Here is a 22,449-nt window from a genome sequence, read left to right as displayed (position 1 = left end):
CCCTGCGCGACAGCGGACGCCCGGCCCGTCCGTATCATGGCCGGACACTGGAGACGACCATGGACACACGCACTTCCCCGCTGGCGAACCTGCTCGACCCGAGCCTCCTGAAGACCGACGCGCTGATCGGCGCCGGCTGGGTCAAGGGCTCGGCCCGCTTCGACGTCACCGACCCCGCCACCGGCCTGAAGCTGGTCGACGTGGCCGACCTGGGCGTCGCCGAGACCCGCGACGCCATCGCCGCGGCGCAGGCCGCCCTGCCCGCGTGGCGCGGCCGCACGGCCAAGGACCGCGGCGCCATCCTCACGAAGTGGTTCCAGCTGATGGTGCAGCACGCCGACGACCTGGCCCGCATCATGACCGCCGAGCAGGGCAAGCCGCTCGCCGAGTCCAAGGGCGAGGTGGTGTACGGCGCGAGCTTCATCGAGTGGTTCGCCGAGGAAGGCAAGCGTGTCTACGGCGAGACCATCCCGGCCACCGACCCGCGCAAGCGCTACCTCGTCATCAAGCAGGCGATGGGCGTGTGCGCGGCCATCACGCCCTGGAACTTCCCCATCGCGATGATCACCCGCAAGGTGGGCCCGGCACTGGCCGCCGGCTGCCCGGTGGTGGTCAAGCCCGCGGGGCAGACGCCGCTGTCGGCCCTGGCCATCGCCGAGCTGGGCCGCCGCGCCGGGCTGCCCGACGGGGTGCTGAACGTGGTCACCGCCGCCAAGTCCGCCGAGATCGGCAAGGTGATGTGCGAGAGCGAGGTGGTGCGCCACCTCTCCTTCACCGGGTCCACCGAGGTGGGCCGCATCCTCGCCGCCCAGTGCGCCCCGACCATCAAGAAGCTGTCGCTGGAACTGGGTGGCAACGCGCCGTTCATCGTCTTCGACGACGCCGACCTCGACAGCGCCGTCGAGGGGGCGCTCGCCAGCAAGTACCGCAACGGCGGCCAGACCTGCGTCTGCGCGAACCGCCTGTACGTGCAGGACGGCGTGTACGACACCTTCGTGCAGAAGCTCGCCGCGAAGGTCCAGGCCATCAAGGTGGGCAACGGGTTCGAGGCCGGGGTCACCCAGGGCCCGATGATCGACGACAACGCCATCGCGAAGATCGAGCGCCACGTGGCCGACGCCGTCTCCAAGGGCGCGAAGGTGCTCACCGGCGGCAAGCGCCTGCACGACCGCTTCTTCGAACCCACGGTGCTCACGGAGGCGAACGCCGACATGCTGTGCGCCCGCGAGGAGACCTTCGGGCCGGTCGCCCCGGTGTTCCGGTTCCAGACGGAAGAGGAGGTTCTCCGGCTCGCCAACGACACCGAGTTCGGCCTCGCCGCGTACTTCTACAGCCGGGACATCGGGCGGGTGTTCCGCGTGGGCGAAGGGCTGGAGTCCGGGATGGTGGGGGTGAACACGGGGCTGATCTCGACGGCGGAGGTGCCGTTCGGGGGGGTGAAGCAGTCCGGACTGGGACGCGAAGGATCTCGCCACGGGATCGAGGACTACGTGGAGATCAAGTACCTCTGCCTGGGCGACATCTGACGGTCGTCAGTCCGCCGTCTGCCCGAGCTTCTCCGCGGAAGACTTCAACCCCGCGGTGATGCGCTCGAACACCTCCGCCGGAAACCCCTCCGGCAACTGCGCCCCCACCCGCTCGACCACGCCGTCGGTGGCCCCGAGCAGCCGCTCGATCACCGCCCCGGCGTCCTTCCCCGTGCCACACAACGCGGCCAGCGCATCGAAGTGCCGCCGCCGGATGTCCTTCAGGTGGTAGTGCCGGTTCTTCCCCACCATCGCCATCGCGAGCCGCGCCTTGTGCCAGGACCAGCGGTTGGGCCCCTGCCCCTCCACCGGCCAGATCGACATCACGTCGTACAGCGGCGCAAGCCGGTAGCGGCCGCCTGCGGCGAGCTGCAGGCTGAAGTTCTTCGCGTGGCCGTCGGGCGCGGCCAGCAGCCAGAACAGCACCTGGGTGGTGACGAGCGTGTCGAGGTCGGCCCGCGCGGTCTCCGACTGGCCCAGCAGGCGCGCGAGGTCGGCCACGCCCGGCCCGCCGTCGGCCTCGTACTTCAGGTGGGGCGGCACACCCAGCGCCTGGCAGAAGTCCTCCTGCGGCAGGCGCAGCCACCAGCGGCCCGACGAATGCAGCCGGCGGTCGAAGCGTTCGACGCTCAGCACCTTGCGCGGCCCGAAGACCTCGATGTCGGCCCGTGCCGCCGGAACCCCGTACTCACGCAGCAGCGCGAGGCACAGCCATTCGTTCTCGACCGACCGCGACAGGTCGACCCGGCTGTTGCCGACGAGCCCGAGCGGCAGCTTGAGGATGTGGCTGGTGGGCGTGGCGCCGTGCGGGCGCAGCCAGCGGCCCTCGTGGCGCAGCAGCGCCGTCTTCTCCTGCGCGCCGGCGAGCGAGATGCGGAAGTCCTCGTCGTCGCCCTCGGCCATCAGGCGGGCCGCCGGCGCCACGGCCCGGTCGAGGTACTGCGCGACCCCGTCCTCGTCGAGCGGATCGCCCTCGACCGTGTCGAACCCGGCCGGCACCTCGTCCTCCGGCAGCAGCTGCACCGCGCCCACGCAGTCGCGGCCGATGGCCTGCAGCAGGTCGAACGCGGAGGTGGACCCGGTGCGAAAACGCGTGGCCAGGCGCTTGCGGATCTCCTCGCTGTCGGGCAGCAGGTTCTCGAACCACGCGGCCACGCGCGGGCCGCGCAGCGGGCCGTCGTCAAGGCCGAACGGCAGCGACAGCGACAGCGGGCGCCCGAGCGGCGAGGCCTTCCACGCGGGGTCGTAGCGCAGCTCCATGTCGCCCCGCGTGGGCAGGTGCCACGACCCCACCCTCACGCCGTTCGACCAGAGCGACAGGGTTCTCGCGTGCGAGCGCCGTCCCATCGGCGGTGGCCTACCAGGCGTCCGGCGGTGACTCGGCCCCGGGTCCGGCGGACCGCGGCTGCAGCGTCAGTTCGAGGTCGAGGCTCGCGCAGAGCGCGAGCAGCTGGTCGACCGTGAGGGTGCCCGGGTTCAGCTCGAGCTTGGAGAGACGCGACTGGCTCAGGCCCACCGTGGCGGCCAGGTCCGCCTGCGAACGGCCCGCGGCGCGGCGGGCCGTCTGCAGCAGCTGGCCCAGCTGGGCGGCCGTGACGAGGCGGTGGTTCATGGGTTCACTCCGGATCGGAATATCTGCAGATTATTCCCAATGGGAATTAATGTCAAATATTCCAATAAGAGGTGAACCTCAATCGTTGGGTTCGTCGTTGGCGGCCCCCGCCGCACCGCGTTCGAGGTGGTTCGCGAAGCCGTCCCGCCCCGAGGCCGCACCGGACGCCGCGAGCCCCACCGCGCGCCGCAGCAGCGTGGCGGCATCGCGACCGTCGGCCGGGTGGTGGGCGGTGCCGATGGCCACGGCCACGGCGACCTCGGTGCCCGCGATGGGGAACGGCGGGTGCAGCGCCTCGCGCAGCTTGTCGGCCACGCGCTCGGCGTCCTGCGCCTCCTGGAACTTCGACAGCAGCACGACGAAGGTGTCGGCGCCCACGGAGGCCACGACGTCGCTCGCGCGCAGGCCCATGCGCAGGCGCACCGCGATCTTGCGGCGCAGCACGTTGGCGGTCTCCTCGCCGTGCCGCGCCTCGGCGGTGGCCAGGCCCTCCACACGCACGGCCATCAGCGCCATGGGTGCCGGCTCGCGCTCGCGCAGCGCGAGCAGCTGGTTCACGTGTTCGACCAGTTGGGACTGGTTGGGCAGGCCCGTCATCAGGTCGGTGGCGTAGGCCTTGCGGGTCTGGCGGTCTTGCGACTTGCGCTCGATGCCCAGGCGCACCGCACGCGGCAAGGCGTCGACCGGGTCGGTGGCGAGCGGCAGCACGTCCTGCACGCCCGCGTGCACGAGGCGCACGGCCAGGTCGTTGCCGGGGTCGTCGGTGGTCAGCACGACCACGGCGCCGTCGGTCACGGCCTGGGACAGCCCGCTCCAGGCGAGCAGCCGGCGCGCCTCGACGTTGGTGGCGGCGACCACGACCCCGTCGAACCGCTGCCCGGCGAGCCGCAGGGCGGCCTCCGCCAGGCCCGTCAGGCGCACGGTGACGAAGGGGCCGAAGGCGGACGTGGCGGCGATGTCCGGCACGGTGGCCCCATCGGTGTCGATCAGCAGCAGGTTCAGCGCGTCAGCGGTCATGGGGCGGCGGGAGGCGGCTTCGTCAGGCCTCCATTGTGGAGGAATCGGACACCGGTTCAGTGACCGAATGCGTGCGCGCCCAGTTCCTGCTTCATCCACGCCACGAACACGCGGGTGCGCGCGGGCAGGCCACGGGCGTGCGGGTACACGATGCTGATGGGCCGGCGCGGGGGCTCGAACGCCTCCAGCACCGTGCGCAGGCGGCCGTCGGCGAGGTACGGCGCCACCTGGTACTCGATGAACATGCCGAAGCCGAGACCCGCGAGCACCGCCTCGGCCGCGGGCGCAGCCTGGTTGAACTCGAGGTTGCACTGGATCGGCACCTGGAACTGCCGCTCGCCCTCGTGGAAGGTCCAGCCGCCGGGCATCGGGAACGTGAAGCCCACGCACGGCGCGCCGCGCAGGTCCTCCGGATGGGCCGGCTCGCCGCGTCCGGCGAGGAACCCCGGGCTCGCGACCACCGGCCGGCGCAGGCTGCCCACGGTCTGGGCCACGAGCGACGAGTCGTGCAGCGGGCCGATGCGCACGGCCACGTCCACGCCCTCCTCCAGCAGGTTGACCACCCGGTCCCACAGCAGCAGCCGCACGCGCACCTTCGGGTGCCGCTGGGCGAAGCGCGTGACGGCCGGCGCCACGTACATCTGCCCGAACAGCGCGGGTGCCGTGACCACCAGCTGGCCCGACGGCTCGGCCGCGTCGAGCGCCAGTTCGTTCTCGGCGTCCGTCACGGCCGACAGCACCGTGCGGCAGCGGTCGAGGTACTGGCGCCCCTCGGCGGTCAGCGAGATGCGGCGCGTGGTGCGGTTGAAGAGCCGCACGCCGAGGTGGGCCTCCAGGGACGCGAGCGAACGCACCACCGCCGGCAGCGAGCCCCCGCCCGCCTTGGCGGCGGCGGTGAGGCTGCCCGCGTCGGCGATCTGCACGAACGTGGCCATGGCCTTGAGCTTGTCCATGCGACCATATTAATCCGCGAAGCGAAGCACTCCAGTGCAATCGAAGGCATTTAATCCTTCCGATGCAGCAACCAAGATGAGGGGACCGATCCACCCTTCCCTCACGGACATGCCGAACATCACCCTCCACCGCGTCACGCTGTCGGGCCACAGCCACCGCGTCGAAACCTTCCTGCACCTGCTCGGCCTGCCGTACACCGCGGTGGACGTGGACCTGCTCCACGGCGCCCACCGCCAGCCCGACTTCCTCGCGCTGAACCCGTTTGGCGAGGTGCCGGTGCTGCAGGACGGCGACCTGACCCTCGCCGATTCGAACGCGATCCTCGTGTACCTCGCGTCGCGCTACGGCGGCCCGCGCTGGCACGTCACCGATCCCGCCGTGGCGGCCCGGGTGCAGCGCTGGCTGTCCGTGGCCGCGGGCGAGCTGCGTTTCGGCCCGGGCCTCGCCCGCGTGGCCGTGCTGTTCAAGAAACCCCTCGACCTCGCCCCGCTGATCGAACGCTCCCACGTGCTGCTGGGGCTGATGGAACGCCAGCTCGCGGACCGCCCCTTCCTCACCGGCGACGAGGTGACGATCGCCGACCTCGCGAACTACGCGTACTCGGCCCGCGCCCCGGAGGGCCACGTCTCGCTCGCCGACTACCCGAACGTGCGCGCATGGCACGCCCGCGTCGAGGCCCTGCCCGGTTTCCTGCCGTTCCCGGTGATGCCGGTCGGCCTGAACGCGGCCTGACCATGGGCGCGTACCACACCGGCGAAGCCGCGGCGCAGGACCGCGTCGGCATGCGCGAGCGCATGGCCGAGGTGGCGACGCGCGCCATCCGCGACCACATGCCCGACCAGCACCGCGATTTCTTCCCGCTGCTGCCGTTCCTGGTGGTGGGCAGCCTCGACGTCACCGGACAGCCGTGGGCGTCCGTGCTCGTGAACGCGCCCGGCTTCGCGCACTCGCCCGACCCGACCCACCTCGCGGTGCAGGCCCACGCCCTCCCCGGCGATCCGCTGACCCTGAAGGCAGGCGCGCCCGTCGGCCTGCTGGGCATCCAGACGCACACGCGGCGGCGCAACCGCATGAACGGCCTCGTCGAGTCGCTCGACGGGGACGGTTTCACCGTGGCCGTGCAGCAGAGCTTCGGCAACTGCCCGAAGTACATCACCCCGCGCGAGGCCGTGTTCACACCGTCGGCCGCCGGCACCCCGCGCATCGCGCGCAGCCACGGCCTCGACGACCGCGCGCGCGCGCTCCTCGACGGAGCCGACACGCTCTTCATCGCGACGGCCCACCCCGACGCCGACCTCGCCCGCACGCCCGAGGAAGGCGTGGACGTCTCCCACCGCGGCGGCCCACCGGGCTTCCTCGCCCGCGACGACGACGACGTGCTGCGCCTGCCCGACTTCCCCGGCAACTTCTTCTTCAACACCCTCGGCAACCTCGGGCTGAACCCGCGGGCCGGGCTGCTGCTGCTGGACCGCGAGCGGGCCGGCGCGCTGTACCTCGCGGTGCGCGGCACGGTGGTGTGGGCGCCGGAGCGCCATGTGCGCTTCGAGGTGGACGCGATGGTGCGCACGGAGGGGACACTGCCCCTCTCCTGGCACGAACCTCAGTAGTGCGGAGGGAGCTCGTCGCGCAGGCTGCGGAACTGGCCGGCGTCGGGCGCCGGCATCTGCTGGCGCAGGTTCACGAGTTCGCGGGTGAGCTGCTCGATCTGTTGCTGCTGCCGCGCGACGATCTCGTTGAGCGAGTCGACCAGGTCCTCGGTGAAGCTCGCCTTGATCTCGAGGTCGGTCAGGCGCTGGTCGGTGTCGTTCGGGTGATCCATCCCGCCATTATCGGCAGGTCACCGGCGGCTGCGGCGCATCTCGACGAGCGCCCCGCCCGCGAGCGCCACCAGCACCGCCGCGTAGCCGATGGCCGTGGTCTTCAGCCCGAAGTACCCGACGAACAACCCCGCCGCGATGGCCGGCACGGCGAAGGCCAGGTAACTCGCCGCGAAGAAGCTCGACATCAGCGCGCCGCGCTCGTGCGGCTCCGCCAGCGGCGCGAGGCTGCGCACCGAGCCGTTGAACCCGGAGCCGAACCCGAGCCCCGCGATCAGCGTGCCGGAGAACAGCAGCCACGCCGAGTGCGACACCACCCCACCCAGCGTGATGGCCAGGCCCACCGCGAGCCCGAGCGCGCCCAGCTCCAGCACGTCACGCGGCGGGCGGTTGCGCACCAGCGCGATCGCGACGGCCCCGCTCAGCACGAGCGTGGCGATCAGCGCGCCGCCCACGACGGGGGCCGTGGTGTCGGTCACCTGCCGGGCCAGGGTGGGCCCGAGCGACAGGTAGAAGCCGCCCAGCGCCCACTGCGCCGTGTTGGACGGCAGCACGCGCAGCAGGGTGGACCGTGCCGCCGGCGGCACCGCCACCTGCGGCACCAGCGAGCGCCATGCGCCCTGCAGGCGCGACACGGTTTCAGGCAGGCGCCACGCGAGCGCGATCTGCACCGCGAACACCCCCAGCAACCCTTCGAAGACGAGCACCGTGGGCGCCGGGGCGAACTGCACGAGCAGGCTGGTGCCGAGTGCGCCGAGCGCCATGCCGAACATCGGCGTCACGCTGTTGATGAAGGCGCCGCGCACGCGGTCCAGGTCGAGCAGCATCGCGCTCAGCACACTGGTGGCGATGCCGGTGGCCACACCCTGAACGATGCGCGCCGCGAAGAGCCACTCGACCGACCGGGCCTGCCAGAACAGCACCACCGACACGAACTCGATCACCAGGGCGCCGAGGATCACCTCGCGCCGCCCGCGGTGGTCCGACAGGCGGCCCAACACCAGCAGCGACCCGAGCAGCGCGAACGCATAGCTCGAGAACACGAGCGTGAGCGTCAGCGCCGAGAAGCCCCAGGCTTCGCGGTACAGCCCGTAGAGCGGCGACGGCGCGCTCGACGCGGCCAGGAACGTGATGACCATCGACGACACCAGCCAGAGGGCGGCGCCGTTCGACAAGCGCCCGGACGTGGCGGGCAAGGCATCGGGCACGGAGATGGGGGTCGCGGTGTTCATGGCCTTAATGCAAAACTTTTGCGTTTGCGAATGCTACGCCCCTTCACGGACTAACGCAATTCCTTTGCATTAACATGGCAATCATGAACACACGAGTTGCCGGTCTCCGCCCGGGCGGGCGCAGTGCGCGCGTGCAGGCGGCCGTCCACCTGGCGGTGCACGACCTCACCGAACAGCACGGCCGCGCCGCCCTCACCGTGCCGCTGATCGCGGCCCGCGCCGGCGTCACCCCGTCCACCATCTACCGCCGCTGGGGCGACCTCGCCGACCTGCTGGCCGACGTGGCCGTGGAACACATGCGCCCCGAGACCGATCCCGCGGACACGGGCGGCTTCGCGAGCGACCTCTTCACGTGGGCCGAGCAGTACTTCGAGGAGATGACCTCCGAGGTGGGCCTGGGCATGCTGCGCGACGTGCTGTCCGCCACGCCGGGCGTGACACCACGCACCTGCCAGTGCTCGGCCTTCAACGCCGCCCAGATCGCGGTGATGGTGGACCGCGGCATCGCACGCGGCGAAGCCGTGCCCGAGGTCGACGCCGTGATGGACGGCGTGGTCGCCCCGATCGTCTACCGCGCGCTGTTCGCCGCCGTGCCGCCCACGCGGGACGACGTGCGCCGCTTCGTCGACCGGGTCATGGCGAGCGCGACGACGCGTTAGCGCCGCCGCGCCTTCGCGACGGCCTCGTTCGCCGCGGCCTGCACGCACCGCGCGTCGTGCGCCAGCACCTGCAGCCGCCGCAGCAGCCACGGCATCACGTCGTCGGCCGGGGCCTCGATGGGGAGCATCGACAGGCCGCCCGGGTACGACGGCGGCGGTTCGGCCGGCCCCTCGCGCAGCGCGAGGCTCGCCGACAGCGCCGCCCTCGCCTCGCCCAGCGCCCGCGCCGTCTCGGCCACGTCGAGTTCACCGCCGCGGCGCGACAGGATCATGCGCACCACCGACAGGTGGGCCATCAACCGCTGCCCGTGGTCGAGCACCCGCGCCACGTCCGCCACCGGCACCCGCACGGCCTCGGGTTCGGCGCCGGTGCGCTGCACCACCCCCGACAGCGCGTTGAGCGCGTCGTACGCGCGCCGCCGCGCCAGGCGCGGCTGGATGCCGTCGGCCGCGTCCTCCGACAGCGTGAGCGCAGCGTATCCCGACAGCTCCTTCAGCGTGCGCGCGAGCGCGGCCGGCAGGTTGCGCCGTTCCCACGACGGCAGCACGTAGCTGAAGGCCCACGCGAGCGCCGCGCCGAGCACGGTGTCGGCCACCCGCTCCGTGATCGCGAAGCCACCGGCCGGGTGCACCGCATGGGCCTGCAGCAGCGCCATCACCGTGGCCGCCGAGGCGGTGAGCCAGTAGCGCTGCAGCACGAAGGCGTGGGCCGTGCCCACGGCGAACAGGAACACGGCGCCCAGCAGCACCGGTGAATGCAGCGATGCCAGCGTCAACACCACCACGCACCCCGCGAGCGTGCCGAGCACCCGCGCGTTGCGCCGCGACAGCGTCTGCTCGAGGTTGCCGCGCAGCACCACCGCCACGCCCAGCACGAGCCAGTGCGGATGCGAGGCCCAGGGCGAGGCCAGTGCGATGAAGTACGCGCAGCCGAGCGCCAGCGCCGACCGCACCGCGTGGCGGAAGACGGGGGACGTGCCCGAGAACTGGTCGGCGAGCGCGCCCAGCGGCCACCCTTCGGGCGCCACGAAGCTCTGCAGTTCGGTGCGGGACAGCACCGGTGTTTCGGGGTCGGCGTCGAGCAGCGACTGGATGCGTTGCACGTCGTCGTTCAGGTTCGTGAGCCGCCCCGCGACGGCCGGCAGCAGCCGGATGCGCGGGTCGTCGGCGGCCATCGGCGTGTCGACGAACAGGCGCTCCACGGGGCGGGCCGTGACCACGAGCACGGTTCCGTCGCGCACCGCGTCGGCCGCCTCGCCCAGCGCATCGCCGATGCGGGCGAGCGCCGCGGCCACCTGGTTCAGCACCGCATGGCCGGCGTCGTCGTCGCCCAGCAGGTCGAGGTCGAGGCGGCTCGCGAGCAGCACGTCGCGCAGGTCGATGAGCCGCAGCAGGATGCTGGTGTTGCGCCGGGCCGCGGGTGAGTCGGATGCGGCGAACACGAAGTCGCGGGCGGTCTGCAGCCGGTCGGCCGCGGCCGCCTCCCCGGCAAGCCAGCGCTTCATGTTCTCCGCCGCGGCCTCGGGGTCGGGCGACAGCACCGCCGCCCGCAGGTGGAACAGGTCGGCGATGGAGCGCATGGCCATCACGAGCGACAGCGTGCACTGGCGCCGCTGCAGCACGGCGCTGCCGACCAGCGACCACACGCAGTACGCGGCGCCGCCCACCGCGTTCCAGGCCGCCAGCTCCCACGCCGACACCGACGACTCCGGCACGGCCATCGTGAACACCAGTGACAGGATGGGCGCGAACGACACGGCGCCGGCGCGCGGCCCCCACGCCATCGTCATCATCGCGACGAAGGCAATGGCCCCGATGCCGAAGCCGAGGGCGATGGGGAACGGGTCGAGCAGCGCGACGGTCAGCGCCGCCGCGAGGCTCAGCGCCGCGGCCACCGGCACCCGGCTGCGGGTGCGGGCCGGCGTGTTGGGCACGTCGGCGAGGCTCGCGCACACCGCACCGCTCAACGCGAGCTGCGCCGCGTGGTGGCCCGCCAGCGCGGTGATCAGGAACTGGATCAGGCCGATGCCCAGCGCGACGCTGATGCCGTTGAGCGCGTAGGCGGGAAGACGGTGGAGGAGCCGCATGCGGGGGATTATGGAGTGGCGGCCCCGTCCGCCTCCACATAGCCTTTCCGCAGTTTTTCAGCGACCAGCTTGTCGACTTCGGCCTGCGCCCGCTCCTCCGTGCCGAACGCCTTCACCTGGGTCTGGCCCTGCGTGCCGATGCGGCCGAAGGTCACCGTGACGTCGGTCCCCTGCCGCGAGACCTGCCAGAACTTGCGCGACGTGCCCTCGGTGAACTCGAGCCGCCGCGTGCCGTCGGGCACCGGCTCGCCCGGCGCGGACGGTTCGGCCACGGGTGGCACGGTCGGCACCGGCACCTCGGCCACGACGGGCCCGGGCGGCGGCAGCTCGGGCTCCGGCAGCGGGCGGGGCACCTCCCGCAAGGCCCGCTCCACGGCGTCGACGACCGCGTTCGGCTCGTGGAACCAGTCGCGCGCCAGCACCTGCACCGTGCGCCAGCCGAACGCCCGCAGGATGCGGGGCCGCGACACGTACCGCTCGAAGACGTCCGGGTTCGCGTACTGCGCCGCGGTGTCCACCTGGATCGCGAGCGTGTAGTGCGGCCCGCCTTCCGGATCGCGGATGCCGAGGTCGCAGCGGAAGCGCGACTGCCCGATGTGTTCGTCCACCGCGTGCCCGCGCGCCCGCAGGGCGGCTGCGAGCGCGGCGGCCACGGGGTCGGCCCCGCCCGCGCGTGCCAGCGCCTGGCGGGCGAGCGGGTTCAGCCCCTCGAGCACCCGCTGGGCCGTGGCCACGTCGCCGCGCGACGCGCTCTCGGCGTACCGCAGGAACTGCTTGAGCGCCGAGGCGCCGTCGTTGTGGTCGTTGGTGATGGCATCCGACCGGATCGTCGACACGACCGCCATGTGGTGGCGGGCGCGGCTGAAGATCACGTTCAGGCGCTTCTCGCCGCCGCGCTGGTTGATGGGACCGAAGTTCATCAGCATGCGACCATCGGGTCCCGGGGCGTAGCAGATGCTCAGGATGATGATGTCGCGCTCGTCGCCCTGCACGTTCTCGAGGTTCTTCACGAAGAGGCCGCAGAACTGGTCGTCCTCCTCGCGCACGAACTCGGCCTCGAGCCGCGCGCCGAACGCGGGATCCTCCTTGCCGAGCGCCTCCAGGGCCGCCTCGATGGTGCCCTGCTGCGCCTCCGAGAACGCCACCACCCCGATGCTGAGCCCGGTCTCGCGGTTCAGCAGGTCCCGCACGAGGTGGGCGATGTAGCGTGCCTCGCCGTCGTTGCTGCGCGCCGCGTACACCGCCCCCGACACGGCATGGAAGCTGATGGGACGTTCGAGCAATGCGTCGGCCTGCGCGGCCACGCCCTGCTCCGCCAGCGCGGCCACCTGCACCGGGATGCCGTCGCGGTCGCCGCCCGGCACGCCGCGGTCCGGCACGGTGTAGAGGTTGCCCGCGTAGAAGGCGGCGTTCGAGAACCCGATCAGGGACTCGTAGCGGCTGCGGTAGTGCCACGCGAGCAGCGTCGCCGGCAGGTTGCGCGCGCCCTGGTTCAGCAGGCTGTCGGCGTCGAGGGCCACGGCCACCCGTTCGCCCTCGTCCTCCACCACGAGGGTGTCGCCCTCCCCGTCCCCCGCGGACGAGAAGAAGCTCGTCGGCGGCAGCTGCATCTCGTCGCCCACCACGATCACCTGCGGCGCACGGTACAGCGCGGGCACGGCGTCCTCGACGGGGATCTGGCTCGCCTCGTCGAAGATGACCACGTCGAAGAGGTCCGGGTCGAGCGGCAGCGTTTCCGACACCGACAGCGGGCTCATCAGCCAGATGGGTTTCATGTCCCGCACCACGCGACCGCTGTCGGCGCTCGCCAGCTCGCGGATCGCCTTGTAGCGCATGGACTTGCCGAACTCGTGTTCGAGGTCGCGCCGTCCCGCGCTGTAGACCTTCTTGAAGGCCTTGCCGTCGGCATCCAGCTGGGAGGCCGCGAGGCTGGAGCGCCGGACGTTGTCACGGAATCGGCGGCGCACTGCGGCACGGGCCGCCTGCGCGTTGACGTCGAAGAGGTGCCGCTCCGCGCCCAGCAGCCGGTCCACGTGCGCGGCGAGTTGCGTGCCGTCGAAGCGGGGCAGCCAGCGCTCGGCGCGGTACAGGCGCTCCAGCGCCTCGCGCGTGACCGCGTGCTCCAGCACGGCGGCGGACCCGGCGAGCGTGCGCACGAGCGTCACGACGGCCGGGTCGGCCCCGGAGAGTTCCTGCAGCAGCGGCAGCACGTCGGGCAAGGCGTCCGCGTGCTCGCGCAGGTCGCGCACGCACTCGCCGAGCCCGGCCAGCGGCTGGCCCGCGGCGTCGTTCAGCAACACGGCGAGCGTGGTGGCGAGGGTGTCGACCTCCGTCCCCAGCGCGCAGAGCCCCTGCACGGCCTGCCGGCCCGACTCGCCGGCCAGCAGCCGGCGGTGGAAGGCGGCCACGAACGGTTGCCGCACGGCGGCCTCGCGCAGCGTCGACAACGTCGCGGCGAGCGCGTCCGGATCGGTGGCGCCATAGGTGGAGGCGAAACGCCGCACTGCGTCGTCGAGCGCGGCACGGGCGTCGTGTTCGGCCTGCAGGTCGGTCAGCACGCGCACGAGCGTGGGCCGCACCGCCTGCCGGGTGAAGTCGAAGCGTCGCCGGACCTCCTTCGACAGGCGCCACCAGGCCGGGGACAGCCAGCGCAGGAACGACGGCTCCTGCGCGCGGGCCCGGTCGAGCGCGGCGCGGGTGTCCGCGGGCGAGAGCTTGTCCGACCACGGTGCCGTGGGCTCCGAGGCCGCGTCCCGCAGGCGAGCGAGTTCCACGAGGGCGGCGCGGTCCGCGTCCAGCTGCCGGCTGATGTCGCTGGCCGCGTCGAGCAGCCCGAGCTGCCCGCGGATCGCCGCCTCGGCGAGGAGGCGGGCCTGGGCCACGAGGTCCACGAGGTCGCCGAAGGCCAGCGGCCCGGCGTCGGGCCACAGGCTCGCCAGCGCCTCGTCGCAGCGGTCCAGTGCCGCCTCGGCCGCATCCGTCAGCGCGGTCAGGCGCGCCACCGGGCGTTCGTCGCGGACCACCGCGTCGCCCAGGTGCGAGAACGGATGCGACGCGAACGACGAGGCTCCGAACACCTCGCCCATCACCCGCTGCAGCCGCTCGACGAGCGCGGCGTGGCGTTGCCATGCCGCATGCGTGGGCAGGGCCTCGCGCTGCGCGGTGGAAAGCGGCACGGCGTGGTCGCGCAGCACGACGAGGCGGCGCACGAGCTGCTGCACCGGCGTGCCCGCGTGCTCGGGCTGCCCCTGCATCGCCGCGTCGAAGCGCTGCAGCGCCGCGAGGTCCTGGTTCATGCCGTCCAGCAGCGCCTGGCGCGTGCGCTGCGCCTCGTCGAGGCCGTCCTCGGCGGACATCCAGCCCTCGTAGGTCTGCTTCAGGTTCATCACGAAGGCCTTCTTGTCGGCCTGCGAGTCGTGGATCATGCAGCAGAGCTCGTCGAGGCCCTGCTGGCGCAGGCGGTGGAACACCACGTCGATGGCGGCCCGCTTCTCGCACACGAACAGCACCCGCCGGCCGCGCCCGACGTGGTCGGCGATCAGGTTCGTGATGGTCTGCGACTTGCCGGTGCCCGGCGGCCCCTGGATGATGTAGCTCGTGCCGGTGCGCGCGAGCGCCACCGCCGCCGTCTGCGTGGCGTCGGCCGGCACCACGGCCCACTGTTCGGCCAGCGGCAGCGCCGGCGGGGCTTCGGTGTCGAGCGCCCGCGGCTGCAGCGAGAACACGCGGTCGAACGCCGGGTTCTCGAGGTCGGCGTCGATCAGCGCGTTGTAGTCGCGCACGAGCGACATCTTGCGGTAGTTGAGGTTGCCGAGCGTGACCGACGTGAGGTCCACGTCCCACAGGTACGGATGGCCCTCGGCCTCGTGCAGCGCGAAGGTGGTGGCCTCGGCCACCGCCCCCGACGCCATCTGCGGATGCCGCACGGCCGCCGGCGCCCCCACCGCGTCGCGCAGCGGCAGCGGCGACACCCGCACGCGCTCGTGGAAGAGTTTCAGCCCGAGCGGGCGGAAGTCGTCCGCGGCGTAGCTGTAGTCGGTCTCGACCACCGCCTTCACCGGCGCGCCCCGCGCGCGTTCGCGGCGGCGGAACTGTTCGAGGCGCTGCTTCGCCCGCTGGTGCACGAGTTCGATCTCGGGGTCGGCCAGCAGCCGCAGCGTCACGCCCGGCTCGGTGGCGGCGATGCGCGCCTGCAGGTCCGCGTGGAACGCCGCCACGGTCGTCACCTTCAGGTCGATCGACTCCGGCATCTCGATGCCGTAGAGGTGGCGCAGCTGCTGCCGCAGCACCGGGTTGACCTCGGCGACGGTGGACTCGGCCTCGAGGGTGTACTGGTCGCGCACGCCCTTGCGGCGCACGAGGTCGACCGGCAGCAGCAGCAACGGCGAGGTGACCCGCTCCTCCTTGTGCTCCTTCAGGTTGTGCCAGCGCAGGAAGGCGATCACCAGCGACAGCTGCGAGAAGCCGTACTCGGCACGGTCGCGCCGGGCTTCCTGCAGGATGCGGTCGAGCGCACCGGCAAGGTAGGGCTGGTCCTCGAAGCGCAGCCAGCGCGAGAGCGGCACGCGCTCGTTCGACAGCACGTCGTCGGCGAACCCGCCGCCCCACACGCACAGCTGTTCGCGCCGGATGCTCTTGACGTCGATCACGAGCGGCACGCTCGCGACCGTCAGGTTCACGGTGGACTGCGTCGGACGGAAGTGCAGCAGGCGGTTGCGCCGGGACAGGTCGAACAGCCGGTCCCGCAGGTGCACCTGCATCGCCCGGCGGCGGCGGTCGCCCGGCTGCGCGGTGTCGGCGGCCACGAGGTCGAGGGCCAGGTCCTGCGGCTGGTCGCGGTACGAGTCGAGGCGGCGGATCAGCGACGGCAGGTCCTGGGCGCGCCGGTGGCGGTCGAGTTCGGTGGCCTCGGTGATCACGCCGGCCACCACGGGGTGCAGGCGCGCGTTCAGGCGGAACAGGTTGCCGCGGTGGGCGGCGAACATCCGCAGGTCCTCCTCGGTGGTGAAGTCGAGCCCCAGCGCCAGGCTCGCCATCACCTGGCCCAGGCACAGGATGTCGCTCGTGGCGTCGTGGTGGCCCACGCGCTGCTCCCACGCGCGGTAGTCCGGCACGTAGGCCGCCCGCGCGAGCGGACCGTCGCCCATGTCGACGTCGAGCCGCTGGACGTCCAGGCCCGCGTCGCCGTCGTGGGTCACCTGCGTTTCGCCGACCACCCGCAGCACGGAGCCGGGGGGTGCCTGCAGCCGCGCGATGGCCACCGCGTCCGAGACCGGGGCCTGGCCGCCGGGCACGGCCAGCGCGAGGGCGCCGTCCTCGGTCACCCGGCAGGCCGACGCGCCCCCGAGCGAGGCGACGAGGCCCTGCTCGTGCAGCGCGGCCACCTCGCGCAGCAGCGGCAGCACGACGGCGAGCACGTCGTCGTTCTGCAAGCCGCCGTGGCGGTCCGCGCGGTCGATGAGTTGCAGCAGCGGTGCGAGCTCAGCCATGGGCGGCCTCCGCCTCGGCCAGCAACCGGGCCGCGTCCTGGCGAAGCTTCGCCAGGCGGCGCTTCGGTACCCGCAGGTCCTTCGAGACGTCCCGTTCGAACGTCTCGGCCACGCCGAGCCGCCGGGCGAGGTCGAACGCGGCTGCGAGCGGCACGTCGTCGAGCCCGCGGTCGGCCACCGAGAAGTCCATCAGCACGGCGCTCACGTACGCATGCACGCCGGGCGCGGCCGCCACGTCGGCGGCGAGCGGGGCGTCGTCGGCGTCCGCCGGCACGAACCCGGGGAAGAACTGTCGCGCGTGCGCCAGCAGTCCGTCCGAGCGCAGGCAGCGCGGCTTCAGCAGCTGCCCGACCACCCGTTCGGTGAGGTTCGTCAGGCGCTGCTGACCCACCAGGTCCAGCGTGGCCGTCGCGAGCGGGCCCTGCAGCACGCTGGCCGTCCAGGCGTCGGCGTCCGGGTCGCGCTCGCACCACAGGCGCAACGCCCTCGCCCGCACGAACTCCTCCGGGTGCGTGGTCGCCCCCGACACCGTGGCGGCCGGGCCGCACACCTCGTCCGCCTGGCGCAGGTAACTCGCCGCGCTCACGCCCGACAGCCCCGTCTGCACCTTCACCAGCGCCGCCACGGCCGCCGACAGGTCGCCGCACGCGACGGCCCCGCCCCGGTCCGCGAACAGCTCGGTGTAGAGCGCGAACCGCCGGGCGGTCTGGCGGTGGCTGTCGCCGGCGCGCGGGTCGTTGACCGTGGCCGTCAGGATGCGGTCGGCCGCGTGGTAGATCCCGCCGTCGCGCGACCAGAGCAGGTGGTGCGCCAGTTCGTGGCCCAGCAGCGCCTGCAGTTCCGGGCCCTTCAGCCGTTCGAGCACCGGCCCCTGGAGCACCACGTGCGCCTCGCCGGGCAGGTAGTACAGCGCGGCGTTCATGCGCCCGTCGCCGGCCTGGTAGAGCGTGACCGGCACGTCGAGCCCCAGCGCCCCGGCGGCCGCCGCGCACAGCGCATGGAGTTCCTGGTGGGCCTCGGCGTCGAGCCGGTAGGTTTCCTTCAACAGCGACGCCCGCACCTCGGCGGCGTGTTCCTCGCGCGCCTGGGCCGAACAGGCCCACCGCCACACGTCGGGCTCCTCGGTCCGCAGGTACCGCACCACCTGGTCGTGGTACGGCAAGGGCATCAGCTCGGGCAAACCGGAGGAAGTTTCGTCGGACATCGGGGGCGGCGGCGACATGGGATGCCGGGCATCCTACCCGCAGGCTCCGTGCCGGTCATCGCTCCCACGGGGGTGGGTCGCCGAGGCGCTCGGCCACGAAGTCGACGAACGCCCTCACCCGCGGCGGCACGTGGCGCCGCTGCGGCATCACCGCCTGGATGGCCGTGGGCGGGGCCTCGTACTTGTCCAGCACCGTCACGAGGCGGCCGGCGCGCAGGTCGGGCCAGACGTGCCACGTGGAGTGCATCGCGAAGCCGAGGCCCTGCACCGCCGCGTCGCGCTGGGTCTCGCCCTGCGTGCTTTCCAGCCGCCCGCCGACCCGCACCGCGATCGCCTCGCCGCGGCGGCCGCGGAAGTGCCACACGTCGCGGCGGCCGGTGTCGCCCACCATCACGATGCACTCGTGTTTCGCCAGCTCCGCCGGCGTCTTCGGCGTGCCGTGGCGGGCGAGGTACTCGGGAGAGGCCACCACCACGCGGCGGTTCGACGCGAGGCGGCGGGCCACGAGTGAGGAATCGTCGAGCGCACCGATGCGGATCGCGAGGTCGAAGCCCCTCGCCACCAGGTCGACGTTGCGGTCGTCGAAATCCACCTGCAGCCGCACCCGCGGGTGCTGTTCGAGGAACTCGGGCAGCAGCGGCGACAGGTACATGCGGCCGAAGGTCGACGAGGTGGTGACCCGCAGCGTGCCGGCCACGCCGCTGCCGGCCGCGCGCAGGTCGTTCGTGAGCGCGTCGAGTTCCTCCACCAGCGGACGCCCCTGCTCCGCGAGGCGCGTGCCTTCGGGCGTGACGTGCAACTGCCGCGTGGTGCGCTGGAACAGGCGCACGCCCAGATGGGTTTCCAGCCGCTTGAGGCGCTGGCTGGCCACCGCCACGGACAGGTCGAGGCTGCGCGCGGCGGCGCTGATGGAGCCGTGGTCGAGCACGCGCAGGAACAGGGCGATGTCGGCGGTGCTGTCGGCCATTTTCAAGATTCTGCTGAAACTGAATCTCGATTGTGGTGGTTTTTCAAAACAGTTGCCATCGCTACGCTGGCGACCATTCCACAGGAGTCCCCATGTCCACCCCCGCCACACCCCGCCTGCCCAAGGCCCTCTACGCGCTGACCGCCGGCGCCTTCGGCATCGGCACCACCGAGTTCGTCATCATGGGCCTGCTGCTGCAGGTCGCCGCCGACCTGCACGTGACCATCGCGTCGGCGGGCCTGCTGATCTCCGGCTACGCGCTGGGCGTGTTCGCCGGCGCGCCGCTGCTCACCGCTGCCACGGGCCGCCTGCCACGCAAGACGGCGCTGCTGATGCTGATGCTCGTGTTCACCGCCGGCAACCTCGCCTGTGCCCTCGCCCCCGGCTACGGCTGGCTGATGGCCGCCCGCGTGCTCACGTCGCTCGCCCACGGCACCTTCTTCGGCATCGGCTCGGTCGTCGCGACGAACCTCGTGCCGGCCGACCGCAAGGCCTCGGCGATCTCGCTGATGTTCACGGGCCTGACCGTCGCCACGCTGCTCGGCGTGCCGGCCGGCGCGTGGCTGGGCCTGCACTTCGGCTGGCGCGCGACCTTCTGGGCCGTGGCCGCGATCGGCGTGGTCGCCACCGTGGTGGTGTGGCGCTGGGTGCCGAAGGACGCCGGCCACGACGAGGCGCCCGCCTCGTTCCGCGGCGAACTGGGCGTGCTGAAGAAGCCCCAGGTGCTGCTGGCCTTGCTGGCCACGGTGTTCGGCTTCGGCGGCGTGTTCACGGTCTACACGTTCATCCAGCCGATCCTCACGCGCATCACCGGCTTCTCCGACGCGGCCGTGTCGCCCATCCTGCTCGTGTTCGGCGCCGGCATGATCCTCGGCAACCTCGTGGGCGGCCGCCTCGCCGACCGCCGCCTGCTGCCGGCCACGTTCGGCACGCTGGTGGCCCTGGCCCTGGTGTTGGGCGCGATGACCTTCGTGCTGGAGAGCCCGGTGGGTGCCGTGCTGTTCACCGGACTGATGGGCTTCGCCGCATTCGCGACCGTGTCACCACTGCAGATGCGCGTGCTCGAGAAGGCCGAGGGCCAGGGGAAGAACCTCGCGTCGAGCCTGAACATCGCGGCGTTCAACCTCGGCAACGCGGTGGGGGCGTGGCTCGGCGGCGCGGTGATCGACCACGGCCCGGGCCTCGGCGCGGTCACGTGGGCCGGAGCCGCGATGACCGTGCTGAGCCTGGCCGTGGTGGCCGCGAGCGTGCGGCTGGAACGGCGCGCGGTCCCCGCGCGCCGCCCGGCCTACTTGTAGAGCACCGACGGCAGCCAGAGCCCGATCGACGGGAACTGGTACAGCAGGACGATGGCCAGCACCTGGATCGCCATGAACGGCAGCATGCCCGCGAAGATCTGGTTCAGCGTCACGTGCGGCGGGGCCACGCCCTTCAGGTAGAAGGCGGCCATCGCCACCGGCGGCGACAGGAACGCGGTCTGCAGGTTCAGCGCCACCAGCAGGCCGAAGAACAGCGGGTCCACGCCGAAGTTGTCGAGCAGCGGCACGAAGATGGGCATGAAGATCACGATGATCTCGGTCCATTCGAGCGGCCAGCCGAGCACGAAGATGATGATCTGCGAGAGCACGAGGAACTCGGTCTTCGTGAGGTTCATGCCCAGCACCCACTGCTCCACCAGCTCCTGACCGCCCAGCAGCGCGAAGGCCGCCGAGAAGATGGACGAGCCGACGAACAGCCAGCACACCATGGCCGACGTCTTCGCGGTGAGGAACACCGACTCCTGCAGCCGCTGGAACGTGAGCTGCCGGTAGGCGATGGCGAGCAGGAAGCCCCCCATCGCCCCCACCGCGGCCGCCTCCGTGGGGGTGGCCAGGCCGTACACGATGGACCCGAGCACCGCGAGGATCAGGATCAGCAGCGGGAAGAACGAGGTCAGCAGCATCTTGAAGACTTCGAGCCGCTTGAAGTTCAGCACCATGAAATAGGCGAACAGCGCGATGGCGGCGACGGCCAGCGAAAGCCACCAGGCGCCCGACGGCGAGTTGCCCGCCACGCCCGCCACACCCGCCGATGCGGGTGATGGCGGCGGCGCGGACTCCGCCGACGCGGCGGCGGCCGCGGGTTCGGCCACCGGTTCGCTCGCCCCGGGAGGTTCGGCCAGCGCGCCGTCCTCGGCGGGCGGTTCGGCCAGGCCCTCCGACGGCGGTTCCGCGAGGCCGTCCGCGGGAGCCTCGTCGGACGGGCCCGAAGGCTCCACCTCACCGAACGCGGCGGGTCCCGGTTCGGTGTCGACCGCCTTCACCGCGGTGCTGATCTCGTATGACAGCAGCGCCACGCCGACAGCCAGGAACAGTGGCAGCAGCGCCACCCCCAGTTGCCCGGCCACCCAGCCTTTCGGCACACCGGCGCCGCCCCGGCGCCACAACGCGATCAGGCCGGGCACCGCGCGGGCGTCCCCGTCGACCGACGCCTTCACGAGTGGCGCCGGCAGCGGCACGTACCGCTCCTCCGCGCTGAGCGGCGGCGCCACGCTGGGCTTGAGCTTCGCGACGATGACCACGTAGAGGATGTAGAGCCCGGCCAGCATCAGGCCGGGGAAAAAGGCGCCCGCGTACAGCTGCACCACCGACACACCCGCCGTTGCGCCGTACACGATCAGCAGCACCGACGGAGGGATCAGGATGCCCAGGCAGCCGCCGGCCGTGATGGCGCCGGCCGACATCTGCACGCTGTAGCCCGCGCGCAGCATGGGCGGCAACGCCAGCAAGCCCATCAGCGTGACCACGGCGCCGACGATGCCGGTGGCGGTGGCGAAGACCGCGCACGTGACGAGCGTGGCCACCGCGAGAGACCCGGGCACCCGCGCCAGCGCGAGGTGCAGGCTGCGGAACAGCTTCTCGATCAGGTTCGCGCGTTCGACAAGGTAGCCCATGAACACGAACAGCGGGATCGAGATGAGCACGTCGTTGGCCATCACCTTGTAGGCGGCCTGCACCATCAGGTCGAGCGTCTTCGTGCTGTCGCGCTCGTAGGCCAGCCAGGTGAACAGCATGCCCATGCCCATCAGCGTGAACGCCGTGGGAAAGCCGAGCATGATGGCCACCACGACGAGGCACAGCATCAGCAGCCCGATGTGGCCGTGGGTGATGACGGGTGCCCGCCACAGCATGAAGATCGCGCCGGCGATCAGGATCGCCATCAGCACGAAGCCGAACCACAGTTCCTTGCGCACCTTGATCATGGACGGCCCTTCGGCGTGACGTACTTGTCCAGGGCCTCGATGTCCTCGTCGCGCACGTTGACCATCTCCTTGAGCTTGTCGACGTCGACCTCCTCGACGTCGTCCTCACGCTTGGGCCACGCGCCCTCGCGCAGGCAGATCACGCACCGCGCGATCTCCACGAGCCCCTGCAGCAGCAGCACCGCGCCGGCGAGCGGAATCATGAACTTGAACGGATACAGCGGCAGCGCCTCCGCCGAGAAGGTCTGCTCGCGGATGGCGAGCGACTCGTTCGCGTACGTCCAGCCCGCCCACGTGAGGGCCACGATGCCGGGCAGGAAGAAGAGGATGTAGAGCACGAGATCGATCGTGGCCTGCGTGCGCGGCTGGAAGAAGCCGTAGAGCACGTCGCCGCGCACATGGCCGTTCTTGCTCAGCGTGTACGCGCCCGCGGTCATGAACAGCGTGCCGTACAGCATGATCTGCGCATCGAGCACCCAGGCGTGGGGCCGGTTGAGTGCGTAGCGCGAGAACACTTCCCAGGTGATGAGCACGGTGAGTGCCACCACCAGCCACGCGAACGCCTTGCCGATCCAGGTCGACAGGCGGTCCACGCCCCACAGCCATTTCTGCATGCAGCGGCTCCTTGTTCCGGAACGATGGGG

17 protein-coding genes are annotated in these 22,449 nt (G+C 72.0%); 5 read left to right on the top strand and 12 right to left on the bottom strand.

Features of this window, described 5'->3' with window-relative positions:
- The first annotated feature begins 59 nt into the window (after positions 1-59).
- Positions 60-1,526: an NAD-dependent succinate-semialdehyde dehydrogenase gene (locus A4W93_RS12160; protein ID WP_085750853.1), complete on the top strand. Its 1,467-nt coding sequence runs from the start codon at positions 60-62 to the stop codon at positions 1,524-1,526.
- A gap of 6 nt (positions 1,527-1,532) precedes the next feature.
- On the opposite strand, the gene A4W93_RS12155 is transcribed toward A4W93_RS12160, so the two are convergent.
- The 4 genes from A4W93_RS12155 to A4W93_RS12140 all read right to left on the bottom strand — a co-directional run bounded on the left by A4W93_RS12155 (position 1,533) and on the right by A4W93_RS12140 (position 5,108).
- Positions 1,533-2,873: a type II toxin-antitoxin system HipA family toxin gene (locus A4W93_RS12155; protein WP_085750852.1), complete on the bottom strand. Its 1,341-nt coding sequence runs from the start codon at positions 2,871-2,873 to the stop codon at positions 1,533-1,535.
- A 10-nt stretch (positions 2,874-2,883) separates the two neighbouring features.
- A complete protein-coding gene (locus A4W93_RS12150; protein ID WP_085750851.1) occupies positions 2,884-3,138 on the bottom strand; it encodes a helix-turn-helix domain-containing protein in 255 nt (84 codons plus the stop codon).
- A 78-nt stretch (positions 3,139-3,216) separates the two neighbouring features.
- Entirely contained in the window at positions 3,217-4,155 is a 939-nt protein-coding gene (locus tag A4W93_RS12145; RefSeq protein ID WP_085750850.1) for a GGDEF domain-containing protein, read from the bottom strand.
- A 56-nt stretch (positions 4,156-4,211) separates the two neighbouring features.
- Positions 4,212-5,108: a LysR family transcriptional regulator gene (locus tag A4W93_RS12140; protein ID WP_085750849.1), complete on the bottom strand. Its 897-nt coding sequence runs from the start codon at positions 5,106-5,108 to the stop codon at positions 4,212-4,214.
- A gap of 109 nt (positions 5,109-5,217) precedes the next feature.
- On the opposite strand from A4W93_RS12140, the gene A4W93_RS12135 reads away from it, so the two are divergent.
- Both A4W93_RS12135 and A4W93_RS12130 read left to right on the top strand, forming a co-directional pair.
- Positions 5,218-5,841, top strand: a complete 624-nt coding sequence (locus tag A4W93_RS12135; RefSeq protein ID WP_085750848.1) for a glutathione S-transferase family protein — start codon at positions 5,218-5,220, stop codon at positions 5,839-5,841.
- A gap of 2 nt (positions 5,842-5,843) precedes the next feature.
- Positions 5,844-6,716, top strand: coding sequence for a pyridoxamine 5'-phosphate oxidase family protein (locus tag A4W93_RS12130; protein ID WP_085750847.1), 873 nt, complete (start codon positions 5,844-5,846; stop codon positions 6,714-6,716).
- Here the strand turns inward: A4W93_RS12130 and A4W93_RS12125 are convergent.
- Together A4W93_RS12125 and A4W93_RS12120 are read right to left on the bottom strand one after the other, a co-directional pair.
- On the bottom strand, positions 6,710-6,928 hold the full coding sequence (locus A4W93_RS12125) for a SlyX family protein (protein WP_085750846.1): 219 nt from the start codon (positions 6,926-6,928) through the stop codon (positions 6,710-6,712). The two genes, A4W93_RS12130 and A4W93_RS12125, sit on opposite strands and share 7 nt — an antisense overlap.
- 18 nt (positions 6,929-6,946) lie before the next feature.
- The gene (locus A4W93_RS12120) at positions 6,947-8,158 is read right to left on the bottom strand and encodes an MFS transporter (protein WP_085750845.1); all 1,212 of its coding nucleotides are present in this window, start codon (positions 8,156-8,158) and stop codon (positions 6,947-6,949) included.
- A gap of 83 nt (positions 8,159-8,241) precedes the next feature.
- Between A4W93_RS12120 and A4W93_RS12115 the strand changes: the two genes are divergently transcribed.
- A complete protein-coding gene (locus A4W93_RS12115) occupies positions 8,242-8,817 on the top strand; it encodes a TetR/AcrR family transcriptional regulator (RefSeq protein ID WP_085750844.1) in 576 nt (191 codons plus the stop codon).
- On the opposite strand, the gene A4W93_RS12110 is transcribed toward A4W93_RS12115, so the two are convergent.
- The 4 genes from A4W93_RS12110 to A4W93_RS12095 are packed head-to-tail and all read right to left on the bottom strand — an operon-like array spanning position 8,814 to position 18,564.
- A complete protein-coding gene (locus A4W93_RS12110; protein ID WP_085750843.1) occupies positions 8,814-10,904 on the bottom strand; it encodes an FUSC family protein in 2,091 nt (696 codons plus the stop codon). The genes A4W93_RS12115 and A4W93_RS12110 overlap by 4 nt on opposite strands.
- Before the next feature lie 8 nt (positions 10,905-10,912).
- Positions 10,913-16,393 carry a WGR domain-containing protein gene (locus A4W93_RS12105; RefSeq protein WP_085750842.1) on the bottom strand — a complete coding sequence of 1,827 codons (5,481 nt, stop codon included), beginning with the start codon at positions 16,391-16,393 and terminating at the stop codon, positions 10,913-10,915.
- Positions 16,386-17,615, bottom strand: coding sequence for a M48 family metalloprotease (locus tag A4W93_RS12100; protein WP_099959897.1), 1,230 nt, complete (start codon positions 17,613-17,615; stop codon positions 16,386-16,388). Before A4W93_RS12100 ends, A4W93_RS12105 begins: the two co-directional genes overlap by 8 nt.
- A 37-nt stretch (positions 17,616-17,652) precedes the next feature.
- Positions 17,653-18,564: a LysR family transcriptional regulator gene (locus A4W93_RS12095; protein ID WP_085750840.1), complete on the bottom strand. Its 912-nt coding sequence runs from the start codon at positions 18,562-18,564 to the stop codon at positions 17,653-17,655.
- 92 nt (positions 18,565-18,656) lie between these two features.
- Here A4W93_RS12095 and A4W93_RS12090 point away from each other — a divergent pair, with 92 nt between their 5' ends.
- Positions 18,657-19,862, top strand: coding sequence for an MFS transporter (locus tag A4W93_RS12090; RefSeq protein ID WP_085750839.1), 1,206 nt, complete (start codon positions 18,657-18,659; stop codon positions 19,860-19,862).
- Here the strand turns inward: A4W93_RS12090 and A4W93_RS12085 are convergent.
- Positions 19,853-21,802 carry a TRAP transporter large permease gene (locus A4W93_RS12085; RefSeq protein WP_085754142.1) on the bottom strand — a complete coding sequence of 650 codons (1,950 nt, stop codon included), beginning with the start codon at positions 21,800-21,802 and terminating at the stop codon, positions 19,853-19,855. The genes A4W93_RS12090 and A4W93_RS12085 overlap by 10 nt on opposite strands.
- Entirely contained in the window at positions 21,802-22,419 is a 618-nt protein-coding gene (locus A4W93_RS12080) for a TRAP transporter small permease subunit (RefSeq protein ID WP_085750838.1), read from the bottom strand. The genes A4W93_RS12085 and A4W93_RS12080 overlap by 1 nt, the downstream gene beginning before the upstream one ends.
- Positions 22,420-22,449: the final 30 nt, after the last annotated feature.

Source organism: Piscinibacter gummiphilus (genome assembly GCF_002116905.1).
GTDB lineage: Bacteria > Pseudomonadota > Gammaproteobacteria > Burkholderiales > Burkholderiaceae_C > Rhizobacter > Rhizobacter gummiphilus.
The sequence above is the reverse complement of the archived record's forward strand: the minus strand, read 5'-3'. Positions and strand labels throughout refer to the sequence as shown.

Bases quoted from the DNA above. Each gene is read 5' to 3' on its own strand.
- A4W93_RS12105 (WP_085750842.1), bottom strand. From the start codon at position 16,393: ATGGCTGAGCTCGCACCGCTGCTGCAACTCATCGACCGCGCGGACCGC.
- A4W93_RS12080 (WP_085750838.1), bottom strand. From the start codon at position 22,419: ATGCAGAAATGGCTGTGGGGCGTGGACCGCCTGTCGACCTGGATCGGC.
- A4W93_RS12150 (WP_085750851.1), bottom strand. From the start codon at position 3,138: ATGAACCACCGCCTCGTCACGGCCGCCCAGCTGGGCCAGCTGCTGCAG.
- A4W93_RS12130 (WP_085750847.1), top strand. From the start codon at position 5,844: ATGGGCGCGTACCACACCGGCGAAGCCGCGGCGCAGGACCGCGTCGGC.
- A4W93_RS12145 (WP_085750850.1), bottom strand. From the start codon at position 4,155: ATGACCGCTGACGCGCTGAACCTGCTGCTGATCGACACCGATGGGGCC.
- A4W93_RS12115 (WP_085750844.1), top strand. From the start codon at position 8,242: ATGAACACACGAGTTGCCGGTCTCCGCCCGGGCGGGCGCAGTGCGCGC.
- A4W93_RS12110 (WP_085750843.1), bottom strand. From the start codon at position 10,904: ATGCGGCTCCTCCACCGTCTTCCCGCCTACGCGCTCAACGGCATCAGC.
- A4W93_RS12160 (WP_085750853.1), top strand. From the start codon at position 60: ATGGACACACGCACTTCCCCGCTGGCGAACCTGCTCGACCCGAGCCTC.
- A4W93_RS12100 (WP_099959897.1), bottom strand. From the start codon at position 17,615: ATGTCGCCGCCGCCCCCGATGTCCGACGAAACTTCCTCCGGTTTGCCC.
- A4W93_RS12120 (WP_085750845.1), bottom strand. From the start codon at position 8,158: ATGAACACCGCGACCCCCATCTCCGTGCCCGATGCCTTGCCCGCCACG.
- A4W93_RS12090 (WP_085750839.1), top strand. From the start codon at position 18,657: ATGTCCACCCCCGCCACACCCCGCCTGCCCAAGGCCCTCTACGCGCTG.
- A4W93_RS12140 (WP_085750849.1), bottom strand. From the start codon at position 5,108: ATGGACAAGCTCAAGGCCATGGCCACGTTCGTGCAGATCGCCGACGCG.
- A4W93_RS12125 (WP_085750846.1), bottom strand. From the start codon at position 6,928: ATGGATCACCCGAACGACACCGACCAGCGCCTGACCGACCTCGAGATC.
- A4W93_RS12095 (WP_085750840.1), bottom strand. From the start codon at position 18,564: ATGGCCGACAGCACCGCCGACATCGCCCTGTTCCTGCGCGTGCTCGAC.
- A4W93_RS12155 (WP_085750852.1), bottom strand. From the start codon at position 2,873: ATGGGACGGCGCTCGCACGCGAGAACCCTGTCGCTCTGGTCGAACGGC.
- A4W93_RS12135 (WP_085750848.1), top strand. From the start codon at position 5,218: ATGCCGAACATCACCCTCCACCGCGTCACGCTGTCGGGCCACAGCCAC.